This is a genomic window from Sphingobacterium sp. xlx-130 (assembly GCF_011007405.1).
Classification (GTDB): domain Bacteria; phylum Bacteroidota; class Bacteroidia; order Sphingobacteriales; family Sphingobacteriaceae; genus Sphingobacterium; species Sphingobacterium luzhongxinii.
Genome location: NZ_WFKN01000005.1, coordinates 495,691 through 515,556, shown reverse-complemented (window position 1 = coordinate 515,556; position 19,866 = coordinate 495,691). Strand labels below are relative to the sequence as shown.

Sequence of the window (19,866 nt, the reverse complement as noted above, 5' to 3'; positions counted from 1 at the left end):
TTTCAATAATTAATAATCTATTTTATATAAATCGAACTTATTGTTTATTAGTCTGTGGAAAATGGGGATAAGTGACATATATTTTATTTTATTTTTGAGATAATCCTATTTTATCAACAAGTTATCAACAGATTTGTAGGTGATATACATTGATTTTCAATACTGTAATTTTTCTACTTTTATTTTTTCCATATTAAGTTGTGAATTGATTTATGTTTACAATTTGTTAATATCCTCTTCATATTTGTCTAATTATACCTGTTGATATGTGTGTATTTTATGTGGATTGTGGAGTAAAAAATAGTTTTCAAATTTAATTCACTAATTATTTACACGTTTTCCACATATTTTGTTAATTTGTTAACGTATATAGGTTATAAGTTTAAGTTTTTTATGTCGGAGAGAAAGGTTGACTTTTTAATAGTAGGCTCGGGAATTGCAGGGTTGAGTTTTGCATTGAAAGCAGCCAAGTTAGGTAAGGTACTGATAGTCACTAAGTCTAATGAGGATGAGTCCAATACAAAATACGCACAAGGCGGTGTGGCTGTGGTGACAGATAATAGTGATAGTTTTGAAAAGCATATCCAGGATACGTTAATTGCTGGTGATGGTCTTTGTGATTCAGATGTTGTGGAAAACGTGATAAAGGAAGGTCCGGCACGTATCGACGAATTAATAGCTTACGGAACTTCCTTTGATAGAGAGGATTCTGGTAGTTATGATTTAGCCAAAGAAGGAGGGCATTCTGAACACAGAATCCTTCATTATAAGGATATTACGGGGTATGAGATCGAACGAGCTTTGTTGGAAAAGGTTCACCAAGAACCCAATATTGAGATATTAACACATTATTTTGCAGTAGATCTTATTACGCAACATCATTTGGGTCAACATGTGGATAAGCGGTCTAACAATATTGTATGTTATGGTATTTATGCTTTTAACACTTATACCAACAATGTGGAAAAGTTTCTCGCGAAAGTAACATTGATGGCAACGGGGGGTGCTGGGCATGTATATTCCAGTACGACAAATCCAATAATAGCTACCGGAGATGGAATTGCTATGGTTTATCGAGCAAAAGGCAAGGTTCGTAATATGGAGTTTATCCAATTTCATCCCACTTCGTTATATAACCCGAGCGAGTATCCGGCATTTCTTATATCTGAGGCTGTAAGAGGTTTTGGTGGGGTTTTGAGAAGACAGAATGGTGATTCCTTTATGGAGGAGTATGATGATCGAGGTTCTTTGGCTCCACGTGATATAGTCGCTAGAGCGATCGATACCGAAATGAAATTGTCAGGTTTGGACTACGTCTACCTCGACATTACTCATAAAAATAAAGCCGATTTGTTATCACATTTCCCAAATATTTATGAGAAGTGTTTATCCATCGGATTGGATATGACAAATGATTTTATTCCTGTTACACCTGCTGCTCATTATCTTTGTGGAGGTATAATGGTCGATGAGTTTGGTGCTAGTTCTATAGGTAATTTGTATGCTTGCGGCGAGTGTTCATCAACAGGTCTTCATGGTGCTAATAGGTTGGCTTCCAATTCTTTATTGGAAGCGGCAGTATATGCGCATCGGATTTTTCTAAATGCTCAATTGAAATTTGAATCTATTTCCTTTATGGAGGGGATTCCAGATTGGGACGATTCTAATACAAAGTTGTTAAACGAAGATATTTTAGTGACACATAATTTACGTGAGACACAGAAATTTATGAGCGACTACGTAGGCATTGTACGATCAGATTTTCGATTGGAGCGGGCCATGCGACGTCTTGGACTATTACATGAGGAGACAGAGTCCTTTTATAAAGGTACCAAATTGTCTGTTAAACTTTGTGAGCTGAGAAATGTTATACAAGTGGCATACTTGGTTGTTAAATCGGCAATGACCCGAAAGGAGAGTAGGGGATTGCATTATACAACAGATTATCCTGAACATGCTAATGAATTAGCAGATACAATTTTATAGATATATGGCTATTATTCTTCCAGTCAAAGAAAGTTTTCCTTTTATAGGTGATCATACGTATTTAGCTCCTAATAGTACGATTGTAGGCGATGTAACAATCGGGCAAAACTGTTCCGTATGGTTTAATGCAGTGATACGCGGTGATGTTAATTATATTAAAATAGGAGATTTCTCAAATATCCAGGACAATGTAACCATACACGGTACTTATGAGCGTAATGGAACAGATATTGGATCCCATGTCAATATAGGGCACAATGCAATTGTGCATGGGTGCATCATAGACAGTCATGTATTAGTCGGCATGGGAGCGATTGTCATGGACGGAGCACATATTCAGCAAGATGTTATTATTGCTGCTGGCTCCGTGGTATTGGAGAATACAGTATGCGAATCCGGTTTTCTATATGCAGGCGTACCTGCTAAGAAAATAAAACCACTGACGGAAGAGCAACTTAATTTATTGCAGAAATTGCCGCAGAATTATGTAAAGTACGCTTCTTGGTTTCTGTAATTAGAATTAACGACTAATCGTCAAATTTAAGTACTATATTTTCGCTTTGCTCCCAATTTGCACGGATTGTAAAAGCTTTATCCAAGTACCATATCGGTTCGGCTTGCTGTTTCTTGTATACATCAGCGCCATCCCATCTTTTGTTTTTGTTTAGATCTTTTATGATCCGTAGGCTATATTTTCCCCCTTGAAATTTATTGTATGCTATTTCTTCCATATTGATCAAGATACGCGAATCATAAACTTTTTCCTTTTTCTCATCTATAAGCTGTACAATGTATTGTACGTCTTTTTCCACGCCAGCTATCTTGAATTTAATGTCACCATAATTCTCTGATTGATCCAGCGTAAACTTAATTTTGAATTCTTTATTGAAGTCTTCAAATGGACTTAAGATAGCCTTTTCTTCCAAAATAAGTTCATAGTTCTTGTTCGGTTTCCAATTGAAACGTATATGATATTGGTTTTTGAGTATACTATCCTGTTGCAGTTGGAAGTTGCGTCTAGAAGTACTATCCTCGTTTAGTATTATTTTATTTTTATCTACAGTTGCAATTGGATAGATACTTGTTAACGTGATATGTTTTATTTTGTCTACTTTATTACTGATGTTTAATAGGGGTTCTATAAATCTTTCGTATTTTTCGTTTTTGGATCGTCGGATTAACACCGTGTCTAATACAAGATTACTATCCGCAATTTGGAACTTAATAGAATCAAAATCCAGTTTATTTATAAATGCGAAAGCTGAATCTTTGTCATTTGAATAGCTAATGGAATGTGCGCTAGATTGAATTGCTGGATCTATTATAGTGATATTTGGATTATCAATAGGTTGATTGAACGTTAACAGCACTCTACCATTTTTTTCGATCTTTTTTTCAATTGTTCTGAATTTTTCTGGCTTTCCTTTCGAATATGCTATTTTTATACCTGATACGTTGCTATTCAGTACAATACTGTCTTTTATAAAGCCTATCGATTCTTCTGGATTGTTATATATTCGGTCGTTATTTTGTTCTTTTAAGGCATATATACGATAGGTATCTTCTTTAAGGTTCCGGAATGTAAAGTTTCCTGAAGAATCCACTAACGTAAAGATATTTGCTTTACGTTTTCCAAATATGCTGTCTTGACTGGTTGGAATAAGTAAGACTTTTACGTCTTTATCGATTTTTTCATCAAATACCTTTGTGAAAGCGTTAGTGACTGATCCTTTGATTTGTAAAGAGTCGAGTTCTGGCCCGGTGGCAAACACGTAATTATAGTTAAGAATAGGATTTCCTTCGTTGTAATCTACAAGGCCTTTTCCGAAATTTATTGTATAGGTCGTGTTTTTTTCTAATGAATCCGGCAATAAAATGTGCAGTGTTTTTTTTCTTATTTTATATTCTGGCTGTTTGTCGAGATCTGGAGAAATACTAAACTCTTTGAATTGGTTATTAAGCTTGATGTATTCATCAAGTGTAAGTACAATTTCGTTTGCTTTAAAGTTTGTAGAATAGTTTGTCGGCGACTCATTCAATATTTTGGGAGGGAGAGAGTCTTTTGGCCCTCCCGTTGGTCTTTGCATGTTTGCACAGCGAAAAAATGTAAGCGATATAAGAAAAGTGAAACCTAAAATTACTAATTTTTGAAATAAGCTTGTTTTTAAGCCTTTTATTGAATTTTTTTTATTCATGGACTCTTGTGTCATAATTATAGAAATATTCTCTTATATCGCTTTGTTTTAATTCTACTGTATTTTATGTAATGTGTTGATATGTAGTTATTTAGCTCATATGAACCATTAATACACTTATATCAGATGGTGAAACCCCAGATATACGTGAAGCTTGACCCAGCGTTCGTGGTTTTACTTTTAGTAATTTTTCTCTAGCCTCAATAGACAATGATGTTAATGAAGAATAATCAAAATTAGGATTTATTTCTTTATCCTCCATTTTTTTCATCTTATTTACAATTTCAATTTCTTTCTCAAAATAGCTATCATACTTTACTTTTATTTCTGCTTGCTCTACGGATTCTTTATCATATTGATCGAGGATCTGTTTGAATTCCATGTCGGCTTCGGCGAGATGATATATATTTATCTGCGGCCGTGTTAACATATTAAACATTCTAGCTTTTTGTGTAATAGGACTTGAATTTTCGCGTATTAGAATCTCATTTATAGATTCTGGTGCTACGGAGACCTGTTTCATATGTTCGACCAATTTATCCGAGTTGGAAATTTTATCTTTTACTTTTCTCAGACGATCATCAGATATTAATCCCAGTTTGTGTCCGATCGGACTGAGACGTATATCTGCATTATCTTGTCTCAAAAGCAATCGATGTTCAGCTCGTGAGGTAAACATTCTATAAGGCTCTTCAGTTCCTTTAGTTACCAAATCGTCTATCAGAACGCCGATGTAGGATTCAGAGCGTTTCATAATGAGCTCGTGTAAATCGTTTATTTTTTGGTGTGCATTGATGCCAGCAATGAGTCCTTGTGCAGCGGCTTCTTCATAGCCTGTAGTACCATTTATTTGTCCGGCGAAAAAGAGATTTTTAACCTTTAGTGTTTCTAAAGTAAGATCCAATTGCATAGGAGGGAAGTAGTCATATTCTATGGCATATCCCGGACGGTACATTTTTGCATTTTCAAATCCAGGGATAAGACGCAGTGCTTTTTGCTGTACATCCTCCGGAAGAGATGTTGAAAAACCGTTGACATAAATTTCTACTGTCTGGAATCCCTCAGGTTCTACAAATATTTGGTGACGTTCTCGTTCTGCAAATCTATTTATTTTGTCTTCTATAGAAGGACAGTATCTCGGGCCTAATCCTTTTATTCTACCGGTAAACATAGGTGATTTTTCGAAACCCGTTTTTAGTATTTCGTGAACTTTATCGTTTGTATAGGTAATCCAGCAACAACGTTGTTCTGTAGGTAACGGTACATCTGTATAGGAGAATCGCCCTTTTTCTTCGTCACCCCATTGTTCTTCCATGAGCGAATAGTTTAGACTACGACCATCTATACGTGGGGGAGTTCCTGTTTTCATTCGACCGGACTCGAAACCTAAAGATACTAATTGTTCTGTAAGTCCAGTTGCTGATTTTTCTCCGGTTCTGCCTCCACCAAATTTTTTCTCACCTATATGAATTATACCGTTTAGGAAGGTTCCGTTTGTCAAAATTACTGCATCAGCTTCTATACGAATTCCAAGCGATGTGATCACACCTTTTGCTGTTCCGTTTTCTACGATGACTTCTTTGACGGTATCCTGCCACATATCGAGATTGGGGATGGATTCGAGCTGAAGTCTCCATTCTTCTGCAAAGCGCATGCGATCATTTTGCGTTCGAGGACTCCACATAGCAGGTCCTTTGGATTTATTGAGCATCCTGAATTGAATGGTGGATTTGTCGGCTATAATTCCTGTGTATCCACCTATGGCATCTATTTCTCTTACTATTTGTCCTTTTGCTACGCCACCGATAGCGGGATTACAACTCATTTGAGCTATGACCCCCATGTTCATAGTTATTAGTAGGGTAGAAGACCCTAGGTTTGCGGCAGCCGCTGCAGCTTCACAACCAGCATGTCCGGCACCAACTACGATTACGTTATATTTATTAAACATATATGTTAATGATGTTCCACGTGAAACAGGGTTTGTTTTTACTGATGTTTCACGTGGAACAGGTTAAATGTATTCAGATAACTCAATCCAACGGTCTGATTTTTTATCAAGCTGTTGTTGTAGGTTTTCGATTTCTTTTGATATTTCCGATAGAACTTCGTGTTTTGTCGTATTGTTTAATAGCTCTGTTTTTTCCGATATGTTTTTCTCTAATAGCTCTATTTCTTTTTCTATACTATTATATTCGAGTTGTTCTTTATAACTCAGTTTTTTCTTTTCAGTGTTGTTAGAGGTTGAGGTAGGGGTTTCTTTTATTGTTTTTTCAATAAGCTTTTCTTCTTTTAGTTTTGATTCCTGCTCTATTTTGTAATCTGCATAGTTTCCGTTGTATATGGTTACATTACCTGCGCCATCGAAAATGAAAAGTTGTTCCGTTAATTTGTCTATTAAATACCTGTCATGTGATACAAGTATGAGTATACCTGAGTAGTTGGTAAGAAAGTCTTCGAGTACGTTTAAGGTGTCTATATCAAGATCGTTGGATGGTTCGTCCAGTATCAAGAAATTAGGATTAGCCATAAGTACACGCATGAGTTGAAGACGTTTCTTTTCTCCGCCACTTAATTTACTTACCAAGCCAAACTGCTTATCGGGAGGGAAGAGAAAGAGCGTTAGTAACTGAGAGGCCGTTAACGTATCTCCATTCGCCATTTTAATATATTCGGCTACGTTTTTTACAATATCAAGAACGCGATCTCCATCATTGAAGTTTAATCCACCTTGTTTATAGTAACCAAATTTTGTAGTCTCCCCGATATCGAGGACACCGCTGTCAGGAAGGATTGATCCTGTTAGCAAGTTTAGGAATGTACTTTTGCCCGTTCCATTCTTTCCTGCAAGTCCTATTCGATCTCCTTTTTTAAATACGTAAGAGAAGTTTTTAATTAGTGTGCTGTTGTGAAAAGATTTGGATACGTTAGTCAGTTCGAGTATTTTAGAACCCTGGCGAGATACCTTAACACTAAGTTCTACCTTATCATGAGCACGCGGCCCTTTGGATTTCTCTTCCAAAGCATAATATGCATCTATCCTTGATTTAGATTTAGTTCCTCGAGCTTGAGGCTGTCTGCGCATCCACTCTAGTTCCCTCTTTAATAGATTGCGCGCTTTTTCAGCTTGGATCACATCGTTGTATTCACGTTCTGCTTTCTTTTCTAGAAAGTAGGCGTAGTTTCCTTTGTAAAGATGTACTTTGGCCTTGTCTAGTTCGCGTATTTCTGTACAAATATTGTCTAAGAAGTATCTATCGTGTGATACTGTCAATACTGTTTTTTGACCCGTTGTTAATAATTTTTCCAACCATTCGATAGTCTCTATGTCCAAGTGGTTGGTAGGTTCATCTAGAATGTATACATCGGGTTCATCAATTAATAACTTAGCTAGAGAAAGTCTTTTTTTCTGTCCACCAGATAGACTATCAATATTTTGATCAAAATTTGATATCTGTAGCCTATTTAAAATTGTTTTAATATTGTATTCGTATTCCCAGGCATTAAGGGCAGTTAACTGGTCTGTTATTAAGGCCAGCTTCTTCTCGTCTACCGTAGGGGAGTCAATAAGGTCTTCATATTCTTTAATCAATTGTTGTTGTTCATTATCAGCGCTGTATATAAAGTCATTTATCGTATTTAAACCTGTGAAATTAGGTTCCTGAGGAAGGTAACCTATACGTATACCTTTTTCCTTAACTATCTTGCCTTCTTCCGGAGGGAATACTTCAGCCAGTAATTTCAATAACGTGGATTTTCCTGTTCCATTTATTCCAACTAATGCTACACGATCACCTTTTTGAAGTGCGAAATGCAACTCTTTAAAAAGCCATCTGTCGTTAAAAGAATGGCCAACTTGTTCTGTGCTAAGTATACTCACGTTTTTTATATTATATCGTTGTCTCTCTTGTCTTGAAGACTTATTCTTTTATTCTCAGCTCTTTTATATCTTAATTTAAGAGATGAGAGTACCGTTGTTTTTATAATCGCTATTTTTATTGAATAACAATAAAAATAGCCGTATAGATAATTGTATTTTTACTGTCTTAATACGAATCTGTAGAGACACAATTATCCAATTACAAAAATAAGCAAATTATTGTTTTTTACTCAGAAAAAGAGTATAGATGGGGACTTATTAACGTATGCTGTTAATTTAAACGGAATGGAGCAATAAGATTGAAGCGGGGAATATCGACTTTGAATTGCTGTCCATCAATCTCACGCACCATAATATAATGTCCTTCCATATAGCCAAGTTCACTTTTTAGATTACAGCCCGACACGTATTGATGAGATGTTCCAGGAAGTAAAATAGGCTGTTCACCAACGACTCCTTCTCCGTGTACTTGCTTGTGCTCTCCTATTGAATCAAATATTTCCCAATGTCTGCTTACTAGCTGTGCGGTGTAATCCGAACTGTTTTCTATAGTTATACGATAAGCAAACATAAAATGCATATTGTCAGGATTGGAATATTCCGATTGATAGATGCATTCTACAGATACGTTAATTCCTGCAGTTGACTGTGTAATCATATTTTCAAAATTAGGAACTATGTTTTAAAAATCATAATTCTATTAGGAGTTGATAATAAATAGTTTAAACTTATTAGATTGTTTTGACGATTGTACTTTAGGGTATAATTTTTGAGTATGTTATTGATCTATATACGTAATGATTGAAAATATGAACCGAACAAAAATTATTTTAACAGCTTTGTTGGGAATAGGCATTTTGTACTCATGTGGCAATAGTGATAAACAACGGGAAGCGGTTGATGACAAAGGAGCATTGGAACAGGTTTCAGAATCTGCGGGAGCTTTAAAGAACCTTAATAAACTCGAAGATTACAGTAAAGAACTCGAATCGCAGATGAATACCTTGAAAGCGGAAACACCTGTTTCTAACGATGTGTTAAAGAGTGTACTACCGGAGACATTTCATGGATTAAAGCGAACTTCGTTAAAGGTGGGGGAAATGAGTGTATTGAATTTTGCTAGTGCCAAAGCGGAATATAAAAATGAAGATGGGTCTAAACGGATTAACGTTGATATTATGGATGGAGCAGGTGAGGGGGCATCGAGTATTGTATCTTTGGTATTCATGGGATTACATGCGGATAAAGAGGAAATAACCGAAACTGGTTTTGAAAAGACAATGGATATCGATGGTATGCGTGTAGCTGTAAAGGAAGACACATATGAGGGGATAAAAGATTCTGAAATAAAGTGGGTTTATAACAAGCGGTTTGTCGTGGAATTGGAAGGTGATGGTTATTCACTGGATGAGCTTATTGCTATTTTCAAAAAAATGGATCTTTCCACACTTAAATAATAGAAAAAGGGGAACTATTTGAGGTTCCCCTTTTTCTATTACTGTTTAGCCTTCCTGTTTTTTCTAAATCGACGCCAGGTAAATATTCCGCCTGTTATTAGAAGGAGGATAGGCCATATGCCTACCAAACCGATAATTATATGCTCAATTAATTCCCACCCGAAATCCAAGGCTTCTTTTACTTTCATCCAAAAACCACTATCGCTGTGTGGCATAAGAGTGTCAGAGTTATATATGTTTACTTGGATAGTACTATAACTTATCTGATCTTTTACTGCACGTAGCGTACTTTCTGTACTTTCAATTTCTTCTTGTAGCTGTCGTATCTGCTCTTCTATTTCAAGAAGATCTTTCACACTTTTTGCGGTCGCCACCATCTTTTGATACCGTTCCAGATATGTCCTTTTGCTTTTTAAGCGAGATTCTAGATCATAGTATTGCAGTGATACGTCTTGTGCCTGGATTGATTTTTCAGTTATTTTGTCTTTCCCTTTTTCGATTTCTTCTAGGAAATTAACAAATTGAAGAGAAGGAATTCGTATTGTCAAGTTATAGTTGGTGTAGGTAGACCCAGAAGACGTGGTTTCTTTCTCATAATAGCCTCCAGCCTTCTTTACTAGGACATCAAAGTTAGTTTTGCTTTTCTTTAAGTCTTTAGATTCTACCGAGATATTTCCTGTACGGATAATTTTCTTTTCTAATGCTGTTTTTTCGGGTTCAGTTTTGTTTGATTGAAGATCGCTCTCGCTTTGCAGAGCTGCTGACGCGTCGTTGGCCATTTCCGCTGTCTTGGCGTCAAGGGGAGCTGAGATTTCTTTGTTACCTTGTCCACAACTCCAAAAAAGAGTTAGACCTAAGAGCAAGCTGCTAAATAATGTTATATTCATTTTTCAAAACATTTAGAATTTTTTTATAAAAGTAAAACCCTTTTTAATTACTGCTTACAAACAGCAAGTCCTATCTTGTTTTTTGAAGATGTAATAACAAGTATTATTCCATAAAAAAAGCGCTTATTAAAGCGCTTTTTTTATTTTGTTGCCTCTCTTACTTTTGGAGCAATCTTGGTTCCGAATATTTCGATTGCCTTCATCATATCTTTATGATCAGGACTTCCTAGATCCATATGGGCAGAAAAGCGTGTGAGACCAAAAGTTTCCCAAACGGCTAATATTTTTTCGATAGATTCATTTGCATCTCCTACAATAAGATGGCCATGATTAGACCTACCAAAGTCATATTGAGTTCTTTGGTACGATGGCCAACCTCTAGTAGCTCCGATACGGTTCATTTGAGCAGCATATATCGGAAAATATTTTTCTGCCACATCTTTACTGCTATCTCCAAAGAAAGCATGCATATGTACGCCAACCTGAAATTTAGACATATCATGCCCATTATCTTCATACGCCTGTTTATACATTTCAAATAGAGGGTTGAATTGTTCCCATGCACCGCCGATAATAGCAAACATGACTGGCAGTCCTAATTTACCGGCTCGGATTACTGACGAAGTAGTGCCTCCAACGGCTATCCATATCGGGAGTCCATCCTTGGTTGCTCTAGGGTGTATTTCTTGATTGATTAATGATTTTCTGAATTTTCCAGTCCAGTTTATCGTATCATTTTTCTTAAGCTTTAACAATAACTCTAGTTTTTCTTCAAAAAGAGCGCTGTAGTCTTTCAAATCGTAACCAAATAACGGAAAAGACTCAATGAAAGATCCTCGACCTGCCATGATTTCAGCACGGCCGCCCGAGATCAAGTCTACCGTAGCGAAGTCTTGATACAATTTTACGGGGTCTGCCGAGCTCAATACAGAGACTGCCGAACCGAGCTTTATCTTTTTTGTAACTGTTGCTGCTGCGGCTAGAATGATTTCCGGTGAAGCCACGGCATAATCTGAACGGTGATGTTCGCCCATTCCAAAGAAATCAAGCCCTACTTCGTCCATTAATTTTATCTCTTCTATGATTTCTTGAAGACGTTGTTGTGTAGACTGTATTTGTCCAGTTTGAGGATCGATCTGTAGATCACCAAACATTCCTATTCCTAATTCTAACATACTTTGTTGATGTATAACGTAAAACTAAAAGTCAAGATTATCAATCTAATCCAGATACCCCGACCATATTAATTATACAAAGATAGGGAGCGTGTGGATTGTAAAAATTAAGGTAGTTTAAGAAAACTAGCCATGTATATATTCTTTGGTACCATATGATTGTATCAGTTCCCCTTCAAAGTCTAACCATTCCTTCCAGCGCTTTTCGACATCGACATCTTTTGTATACTTGCGAGCGAAATTTAGAAATGTTGTATAATGATTGGCTTCAGAAACCATAAGGTCGTGATAAAATTTGGCTAACTCTTGGTCTGCAATGTTTTGAGAAAGTACACGAAAGCGTTCGCAGCTACGGGCTTCTATCATCGCCGCAAAAAGCAATCGATCGATAAAAGCTTGGTTTCTGGAGCCATCTTTTTTAGAAAACTTCATTAATTGGCCAACATAGTCGTCTTTTCGTTCTCTTCCTAATGTATAGCCACGGGCTTTAATAATCTCGATTACCATTTTGAAATGCTCCATTTCCTCAAGAGCGATGTCTGTTAATTCGTGAACGAGATCTTCAAATTCTGGGTTTTGGGTAATCAGCATGATAGCGTTGGAAGCGGCCTTTTGCTCGCACCAAGCATGGTCCGTCAAAATTTCCTCTAAATTGGATTCCGCCACATTGGCCCAGCGCGGATCCGTTAATAGTTTTAATCCTAACATTGTTATTCTAGATTTGTTTACTTACAAACTTAGATAATTTATACTAGATGACCTCTTACTTTCACTCTTATGCAGTATTAAATCCATGTGCTTTTAATACATCTTCCGGTACTCCCGTCCACACACCAGGTCTATTACCCTGATATCCTAAATCCGCTATTCCTTCTTTGGTCGTGTAAAAACCTGAAGCTGTAAGGTTTCGCATTCTCGAAAAAAAACTGACCCCTTGAGCGACGTCGGGTTTAGCTTTGGAAGGGTAAGCTATTTCATCAACAATAGCAATCTGTTGGTTGTCTTCGCAATGTATAAATACCTTTTTATACTTTTTCTGCGCACGGATATCCAGCCATTTGAGACCTCCTCGCATTGGAATTTTGTGTTCAGGAATATCTTTGACAATAAATTCAATAAATGCAGGAACGCCTACCTCCGAAGCGGAAGGGGATATTTCATCTTTAGGAATGATAATATCTACTAGGCATGTGATCGTAGCCATCTCATGCTCGTTGAAGAAAGTTTCTTCCTCAAGTCTTTTCGTTCTATCGTATTCAAAATCCTGTACACCGGGTAATTTATCGGTCTGATCTGTTGCTGTGTTCGCCGATTTTTCCTTAGAGTTGCAGGAGTTCTGGGTGAGAACGGCCGTTCCGGCAGCCAAAATTCCGAGGGCTTTTAATGAATCTCTTCTATTCATCTTTTCTTAGGTATTTAGTTTATTTCGTTCTTCCAATATATATTCTGCGGTACGCATAGACAGTGCTAATATTGTCCACGTCAGGTTTTTGTCGCCTTGTTGTACAAATGGTCCTGCGTCTACCACATAAAGGTTTTTACACTCGTGGGCTTGTCCCCATTTATTTAAGACGGATGTTTTGGGGTCGTTGCCCATACGTGTGGTACCACCTTCGTGAATGATTCTTCCAGGTGTTTCTAGTCCATAAAGTGTATCAGCACCAGGTATAGGAGACGTTATTACAGCTCCCATTTCATGCATGATAGACTGAAACGTTTCCATCATGTGTTTTGCTTGCTTGACTTCCTCGTTTGACCAGGTATAGTTAAATTTCAATACAGGAATACCGTATTTATCCACTTTGGTATTATCTATTTCGCAGTAATTTTCTTTTCGGGCGATCGCTGTACCTCTTCCGGCCATACCGACACTAGATCCGTAAAAGCGTCTATAATCCTGTTTTAGAGCAGTTCCATATCCACCACTTTCCTGCGGCAATCCGTCTTTTCGTGGGACGAGATGATTCATATTTGGGATGCCATGCATACTGCCATAAGAAGGCATTCCCATTCCTCCCCAGTATTCGATATGATATCCCCGGGCAAAATCTAACTTTTTATCACCAAGCCACCAAGGAGAGTAAATATGTACGGAACCTACACCATCTTCATTATATCTTTTTCTATCCAGGAGCTGAGGGAGAAAGCCACCGAGACTGGCTCCGGTAGAGTCGTGAAGATATTTCCCGAGCAGCCCAGAACTATTACTGATTCCGGCTGGATGTGCGGCAGATTTCGAGTTTAACATTAGACGGGCACTTTCACAGGCTGATGCGCCGAGTACAATCGTTTTAGCTTTTACAGTATATTCCTGTAGATCTTTGGTGTTGACATAGGATACGCCTATTGCCACGCCTTCCTCATTGGTAAGTACTTCTCTGACCATGGCGTTGTCTATTACCTTAAGATTACCGGTTTTAATAGCAGGAATTACGAGACATGATGAGGAGGAAAAATCACCATATACCTTGCAGGATCTGCCACATTGTCCACAATAAAAGCAAGTTCCCCGGTCTTTGTTTCCAGGTAGTGCTTCCGTCAATACAGAACCTCTGCCAGGAATTACGGTGACTCCAGCTTTTTTTGCACCTTTGCTGATATACAGTTCATTTAACCGGGGTTTAGGTGGTTTTAGGAATATGCCATCCGGTTCATTGGGTAGATTCTCGACAGTGCCATATATACCAATAAGACGGTCGACCCGATCGTAAAAAGGTTTGACTTCTTCATAGGTTATGGGCCATTGCTCCGTCACACCATCTTTCGGTTTGAAATCATCAGGCCCCATGCGTAATGAAATCCGTCCCCAGTGATTTGTCCTCCCCCCGAGCATACGGGCTCTAAACCAATCGAATTCAGTGCCTTTTTCTGTGCTGTAAGGCTCTCCATCCAACTGCCAGCCACCGTATGCGGCATCAAAATCTCCAAAAGGCCGGGTTGTACCTGCTCCTCGCCGCGGAGACTCCCAGGGCCACCTTAGCTGTAGGGCATCTTTGGCAGGATCAAAAAATGGCCCGGCCTCAAGCATTAGGACCTTGAGGCCTGCATGGGCTAGGATGTAGCCGGCCATTCCCCCTCCAGCACCGGATCCCACAACAATTGCATCATAGGTAGTAGTATCTTCAATGATCTGAAAAGATGTCATCTATTAATAGGTTTATTTAATTGTTCTATTTTTATATTTAAGTTTGCTTAAAGATAATTAAAAAACAAAAGCATAGATTATATAAATGCTAAAAATACTTTTTGTCGGTTTGGTTTGGCCAGAACCGACATCTTCGGCTGCCGGTTGGCGGATTTTGCATTTGATACGCTTGTTCTCAAGGCACTATGAAGTTCATTTTGCTTCCGCAGCAGGCAAGAGCGAATACTCTTTTGACTTGAAAAACATAGGAGTAAACGAACATGCCATTCAATTGAATGACTCGTCGTTTGATGATTTTATTCGACAGCTATCTCCGACTATAGTTATTTTTGATCGGTTTATGGTTGAAGAGCAGTATGGGTGGCGGGTTGCTGAGCATTGTCCTGATGCACTAAGGATATTAGATACGGAAGATCTTCATTTCGTTCGCCTAGCGAGACAGGAGGCCTTCAAAAAGGGTGCTCCCCTAAACTTTGATACAGATGTGGCTAAGCGAGAGATCGCAGCAATCTTACGATCAGATTTATCGCTGATTATTTCAAAGACAGAAATGGGTCTCTTGGTCGATAGCTTTGCCGTTTCTCCAGAAAGGTTGTTCTATTTACCCTTTCAGGAGGAAAAATTACAAGATATCCACCTGGGTATTTTACCTACTTTCGAACAGCGTAAAGATTTTGTTTTCATTGGTAATTTTGTACACGAACCCAATTGGAGAACCGTAGAGATATTAAAGCATAAAATCTGGCCAGAAATAAGAAAGAAAGAGCCTCATGCTGAGCTCCATATCTTTGGGGCCTATGCATCGGAGAAGGTTTTTCAACTTCATAAACCCAAAGAAGGCTTTTTTATTAAAGGGAGGGCAGAGGATGCCCGCCAGACCATAGCGAATTACAAAGTCTTATTGGCTCCGATTCCTTTTGGCGCGGGAACCAAGGGTAAGCTCGTCGATGCGATGTATGCGGGAACACCCTCTGTAAGCAGCAACATTGGAGTAGAATCTATGTATGACAATCAGGATTGGGCGGGTTTTGTAGAAGACGATGTATTGCCTTTTGTTCAAAAAAGCGTTGATTTATATAGGAATGCCGAGGTTTGGAAGGAAAAACAAGAGATCGGTTTTCAGCTATTTAATCATATATATGCAGATACTTCTTCTAGCGAAATATTACTTAGCTTAATCCGGGAAATATTGGAGGATATCGTCATGTTTAGGAAAAGCAACTTCATCGGTAAGATATTGATGCATCAATATCTTCAATCCACAAAGTACATGTCTTTGTGGATTGAAGCTAAAAATAAGAATCTGTCCTAAATGATTATTAATTGAAGGCCATCTTCAATTAAATGGCCTACCGCCGGCTTGGAAAGCTTTAGGCTGTTTAAGAACTGTTTTGATTTTTCAAAAAGGATGCTATCCCCCTCTTTATATGCTATTTCGCAGATTTCCATTGTAAGTAACCAATCATCGGGATAGGACGTATTTACCGTCTGCAATATAGAATTTAAGTCCGCTTTATGATCTAGAGCCCGGTGTTCACGAACACTTAAGTATAGTTTTTCTAAGTCTAATTTCTGCTTCGTTTTGGGTTGCTTTATAGTTTTTGTTTCCGAGACATGTGCGTGTAGATCAAAACTTCTGGCATCCGCAGGTCCTGAAAAACAGGATATCACTTTTTTTCCAATAGCCATATCATATGTACCCCAGTCTGGTTGGAAGAGTACTTCTTCGTGATGGCGCACGGTACAATTTTCAAGCGTTATCAGAATTATTTTTCCTTTGATGTTGCGACGTCCCGTCACGATACGTCCTTCTACTGTCACCCCGCCTTCAAATTCTAAACGAACGTCTTTTCCTTCTTCGATATCGTAGGCTTGCAGATCTTTAGGACTCATGTCTTCTATTGAGAGATTGATGCCCTTTAACTTGCCTATTGGCGAACCAAATCCATGACTATGATAGTCTATACCATGGTTTATCAGCTCTTTGTCATGATAAGCGAGCGCGGTTGGAGATCCCGTTTGAATATAGATAGGCCTTCCTTCATGTTCAATGACACGGCAGAAAATACCGGATATCTGGATTCCGGTAGACAGCTCCAAGGTACCCAGAGCCTGTGATTCTATCAATTTTTTTACACCATTGCCCCCACCGGTTCTCAAAGCCATTGTATTGGCAAAGTCTTCCAAAACAAGACTTAAAAAGGCAAAATCCGGCGTTACATACAGTTGTGGTTGTGGTTTTGTGATATCAAATCCTTGATAAGCAGCAGTTATATCATATGGAATTTTCTTTACCTCATCGCGCATACACCAAGTCGATTCACCGATGGAAGAAAGTAGACCTGCACCATATATTTTCGGGTCATCTAGGGTTCCGATTAGGCCATATTCTACAGTCCACCAGTGTAGATTACGAATCAAAGCCATCTCCGATGGTTCAATTTTTTTATTCTGTAGGTCATTGACCAGGTTTTCAACCCGTTCTATTTCGGCTATCGGAGTTCCTTCGGCTTCTTTAAGTATCGACAGCTCGCGTATGGCTTCATAAATTTGGTAGTCATGCGCCGATGATATTGCTTTACTTCCGATTTCTCCAAAACGCCTTAAATACTCTGCGTATTCTTTATTCGCGATGATAGGTGCGTGACCAGCACCCTCATGGATGATATCCGGAGCAGGAGTGTATTCTATATTCTCCAGTTGACGGATATCGGATGCGATAACCAGGACGTGATAGGCCTGAAATTCCATGAACGCATTTGGAGGGATGAAGCCATCCACAGCTACAGCGGCCCATCCTATTTCTTTCAAAATACGGTTCATTCCGTACATATCAGGAATATTGTCAATTTCCAATCCTGTTTTGTTTAAGCCCTCTAGGTAAGAATTATGTGCCACTTTAGAAAGATAGTCTACATTTTTCCGCATGACATAACGCCATACAGCTTGGTTTATAGGTGTATAATCCTCGTAATTCTGGGGTTTAATAAACTGCCTTAAGTGTTGGGGTAGGCGGTCTAAAATAGGATTTGACTCATAATTTGTGTGCATAACTTGCTTAATTAATTATCAAACTTAATAAAATCTCGCATAAATTCTAAGAAATAGATGAATCATGAAATAATATTTTACAAACCTTTTTGTTCCTAATCGGTAAATTTTGCCACTTTAAAATCTTATCTTTATTGTTTGTAAATCGTAGTTTCTTTTGCTGAAATAGATAAAAATCAAACCGATCCGTCAACTGACGAATCATGAAATAAATGCGAAGCATTCATGAGTTCCATCGAGAAAACAATTAAATGCACGAATAATTATACACATACGAATGAAAACAATTAAAGGTCCTGGTATTTTTTTGGCGCAGTTTATTGCTGAAGAAGAACCATTCAATTCTATCGATAATATCGCTCAATGGGCAAAATCCTTAGGTTTTAAGGGGCTACAAATTCCTACGGGAGATGCAAAATACTTTGATCTCCAAAAGGCAGCAGAGAGCAAGACTTATGCTGACGAGTATAAAGGTAAACTGCACGAAGCCGGCTTAGAAATCACTGAATTGTCTACCCACTTGCAGGGGCAATTGGTGGCTGTTCATCCAGCCTACGACAAGCTTTTTGATGCATTTGCTCCAGAGAAGGTCAGAAACAATCCTAAGGCACGTACCGAATGGGCTATTCAACAACTCAAATATGCGGCTAAAGCTTCCCAAAATCTGGGAATCACTGCACATGCGACATTTAGTGGTTCATTGTTGTGGCAATATTTTCACCCTTGGCCACAACGCCCTGACGGTTTGGTAGACGAAGCATTTACCGAACTTGCTAAGCGTTGGACCCCAATTCTTGATACGTTTGAAGACTGCGGTGTCGATGTCTGTTACGAAATCCATCCGGGAGAAGATCTATTTGATGGGATTACTTACGAGATGTTTTTGGAGAAGGTGAATAATCATCCTAGAGCTTGCCTGTTGTATGATCCATCACATTTTGTATTACAGCAGCTCGATTACATACAGTACATCGACTTTTATCATGAACGTATTAAGGCATTCCACGTAAAAGATTCGGAGTTTAATCCTACGGGCAAGCAAGGTACTTTTGGTGGGTACCAGAGTTGGTTAAATCGGGCGGGTAGATACCGCTCACCTGGTGACGGGCAAGTGGACTTCAAAACAATTTTTAGTAAGTTGACTCAATATGGTTTCGATGGATGGGCTGTCATGGAGTGGGAATGCTGTATCAAGAATCAAATTGATGGGGCGACGGAGGGAGCGAAGTTTATAGCCGATCATATTATCCGTGTTACGGACAAGGCTTTTGATGATTTTGCCTCTACAGGAGCCGATGCTGCATTCAATAAAGAAATTTTAGGGCTAAGCTAAAAAGATAAATGGGGACGAAATGTTTCGTCCCCATTTGCTTTATCTTCCTTTCTTTTGAAGGGGAAATTTCATTTTATACCCCACACGTATTTGACCTTTAGAAATTTGGTCTAACTTGCCTTTTAACATGGTCTTTTTCAATGGACCGAGTTTGTCTACAAACAGTTTGCCTTCGATATGATCATACTCATGCTGTACGATGCGTGCGGCTAGACCAGACAGCTCTTCTTCGTGTTCCTCAAAGTTTTCATCCAGATAGTTAATAAGGACGTTCGAAGGGCGCAAAACCTCTTCATTAATATCCGGAATAGAAAGACATCCCTCATTAAAAGCCCATTTTTCTCCGTGTTCTTTTACAATAATGGGATTAATAAAAACTTTCTTAAAATCCTTCAGATTAGGGTCACCTTCACCATCCTCATCTTCCGCGAAAGGAGAGCCATCAATTACAAACATGCGCAAAGCAAGACCAACCTGAGGTGCTGCCAGACCAACCCCATGGGCTCCATACATGGTTTCAAACATATTATCAATCAACTCTTTAAGTTGAGGATAATCTTCTTCTATTTCTTCGGCTTTTTTCCTCAATATCGGATCACCGTATGCTACTATTGGTAATTTCATTTGTTTAATTCTATTGCAAAGGTACGGATTTTAATATTTATTTGATTTCCTAACCCACTCATTTTTGCGTTATAGCGCTGTATATTGGTTTGTTTCAGTTGCTGTTGGTTCATTCTAAATCAGAAAATGGCAC

The 19,866-nt window shown here is 38.3% G+C and carries 16 protein-coding genes; 5 read left to right on the top strand and 11 right to left on the bottom strand.

The features are described 5' to 3' along the window. Positions 1–393: 393 nt before the first annotated feature. Positions 394–1,986, top strand: a complete 1,593-nt coding sequence (gene nadB / locus G7B18_RS11110; protein WP_164122595.1) for an L-aspartate oxidase — start codon at positions 394–396, stop codon at positions 1,984–1,986. 4 nt (positions 1,987–1,990) lie between these two features. Then, a complete protein-coding gene (locus G7B18_RS11105) occupies positions 1,991–2,500 on the top strand; it encodes a gamma carbonic anhydrase family protein (protein WP_164109992.1) in 510 nt (169 codons plus the stop codon). A 13-nt stretch (positions 2,501–2,513) separates the two neighbouring features. Here G7B18_RS11105 and G7B18_RS11100 read toward each other — a convergent pair whose 3' ends face one another. The 4 genes from G7B18_RS11100 to apaG form a co-directional block, all read right to left on the bottom strand. Continuing rightward, positions 2,514–4,073, bottom strand: a complete 1,560-nt coding sequence (locus G7B18_RS11100; protein ID WP_240452838.1) for an Ig-like domain-containing protein — start codon at positions 4,071–4,073, stop codon at positions 2,514–2,516. Positions 4,074–4,272: 199 nt separating this feature from the next. Further along, positions 4,273–6,132, bottom strand: coding sequence for a tRNA uridine-5-carboxymethylaminomethyl(34) synthesis enzyme MnmG (mnmG, locus tag G7B18_RS11095; protein ID WP_164109987.1), 1,860 nt, complete (start codon positions 6,130–6,132; stop codon positions 4,273–4,275). 63 nt (positions 6,133–6,195) lie between these two features. After that, positions 6,196–8,061 carry an ABC-F family ATP-binding cassette domain-containing protein gene (locus G7B18_RS11090; protein ID WP_164122591.1) on the bottom strand — a complete coding sequence of 622 codons (1,866 nt, stop codon included), beginning with the start codon at positions 8,059–8,061 and terminating at the stop codon, positions 6,196–6,198. Between the two features lie 271 nt (positions 8,062–8,332). Then, on the bottom strand, positions 8,333–8,719 hold the full coding sequence (gene apaG, locus G7B18_RS11085; RefSeq protein ID WP_164109983.1) for a Co2+/Mg2+ efflux protein ApaG: 387 nt from the start codon (positions 8,717–8,719) through the stop codon (positions 8,333–8,335). A gap of 151 nt (positions 8,720–8,870) precedes the next feature. Here apaG and G7B18_RS11080 point away from each other — a divergent pair, with 151 nt between their 5' ends. After that, on the top strand, positions 8,871–9,518 hold the full coding sequence (locus G7B18_RS11080; RefSeq protein WP_164109981.1) for a hypothetical protein: 648 nt from the start codon (positions 8,871–8,873) through the stop codon (positions 9,516–9,518). Between the two features lie 38 nt (positions 9,519–9,556). Here G7B18_RS11080 and G7B18_RS11075 read toward each other — a convergent pair whose 3' ends face one another. The 5 genes from G7B18_RS11075 to G7B18_RS11055 form a co-directional block, all read right to left on the bottom strand. After that, a complete protein-coding gene (locus G7B18_RS11075; protein ID WP_164122589.1) occupies positions 9,557–10,405 on the bottom strand; it encodes a DUF4349 domain-containing protein in 849 nt (282 codons plus the stop codon). A gap of 140 nt (positions 10,406–10,545) precedes the next feature. Then, positions 10,546–11,580: an Atu2307/SP_0267 family LLM class monooxygenase gene (locus G7B18_RS11070; RefSeq protein ID WP_164109977.1), complete on the bottom strand. Its 1,035-nt coding sequence runs from the start codon at positions 11,578–11,580 to the stop codon at positions 10,546–10,548. Between the two features lie 126 nt (positions 11,581–11,706). Beyond that, positions 11,707–12,288 carry a tRNA-(ms[2]io[6]A)-hydroxylase gene (locus G7B18_RS11065; RefSeq protein ID WP_164109975.1) on the bottom strand — a complete coding sequence of 194 codons (582 nt, stop codon included), beginning with the start codon at positions 12,286–12,288 and terminating at the stop codon, positions 11,707–11,709. A 67-nt stretch (positions 12,289–12,355) separates the two neighbouring features. After that, positions 12,356–12,982 (bottom strand): gluconate 2-dehydrogenase subunit 3 family protein, encoded by a 627-nt coding sequence (locus tag G7B18_RS11060; protein ID WP_164122587.1) that lies wholly within the window; start codon positions 12,980–12,982, stop codon positions 12,356–12,358. Positions 12,983–12,988: 6 nt separating this feature from the next. Then, the gene (locus tag G7B18_RS11055) at positions 12,989–14,725 is read right to left on the bottom strand and encodes a GMC oxidoreductase (protein WP_164109970.1); all 1,737 of its coding nucleotides are present in this window, start codon (positions 14,723–14,725) and stop codon (positions 12,989–12,991) included. A gap of 85 nt (positions 14,726–14,810) precedes the next feature. Between G7B18_RS11055 and G7B18_RS11050 the strand changes: the two genes are divergently transcribed. Further along, positions 14,811–16,037 carry a glycosyltransferase gene (locus G7B18_RS11050; RefSeq protein WP_164122585.1) on the top strand — a complete coding sequence of 409 codons (1,227 nt, stop codon included), beginning with the start codon at positions 14,811–14,813 and terminating at the stop codon, positions 16,035–16,037. On the opposite strand, the gene G7B18_RS11045 is transcribed toward G7B18_RS11050, so the two are convergent. Next, on the bottom strand, positions 16,034–17,776 hold the full coding sequence (locus tag G7B18_RS11045; protein WP_164122583.1) for an aromatic amino acid hydroxylase: 1,743 nt from the start codon (positions 17,774–17,776) through the stop codon (positions 16,034–16,036). The genes G7B18_RS11050 and G7B18_RS11045 overlap by 4 nt on opposite strands. A 277-nt stretch (positions 17,777–18,053) precedes the next feature. On the opposite strand from G7B18_RS11045, the gene G7B18_RS11040 reads away from it, so the two are divergent. Further along, complete coding sequence (locus tag G7B18_RS11040; protein ID WP_164109964.1) at positions 18,054–19,109, top strand: sugar phosphate isomerase/epimerase family protein; 1,056 nt, start codon at positions 18,054–18,056, stop codon at positions 19,107–19,109. A 39-nt stretch (positions 19,110–19,148) separates the two neighbouring features. Here the strand turns inward: G7B18_RS11040 and def are convergent, their stop codons facing one another. Next, positions 19,149–19,733, bottom strand: a complete 585-nt coding sequence (gene def / locus G7B18_RS11035; protein WP_164109962.1) for a peptide deformylase — start codon at positions 19,731–19,733, stop codon at positions 19,149–19,151. Positions 19,734–19,866 lie beyond the last annotated feature (133 nt).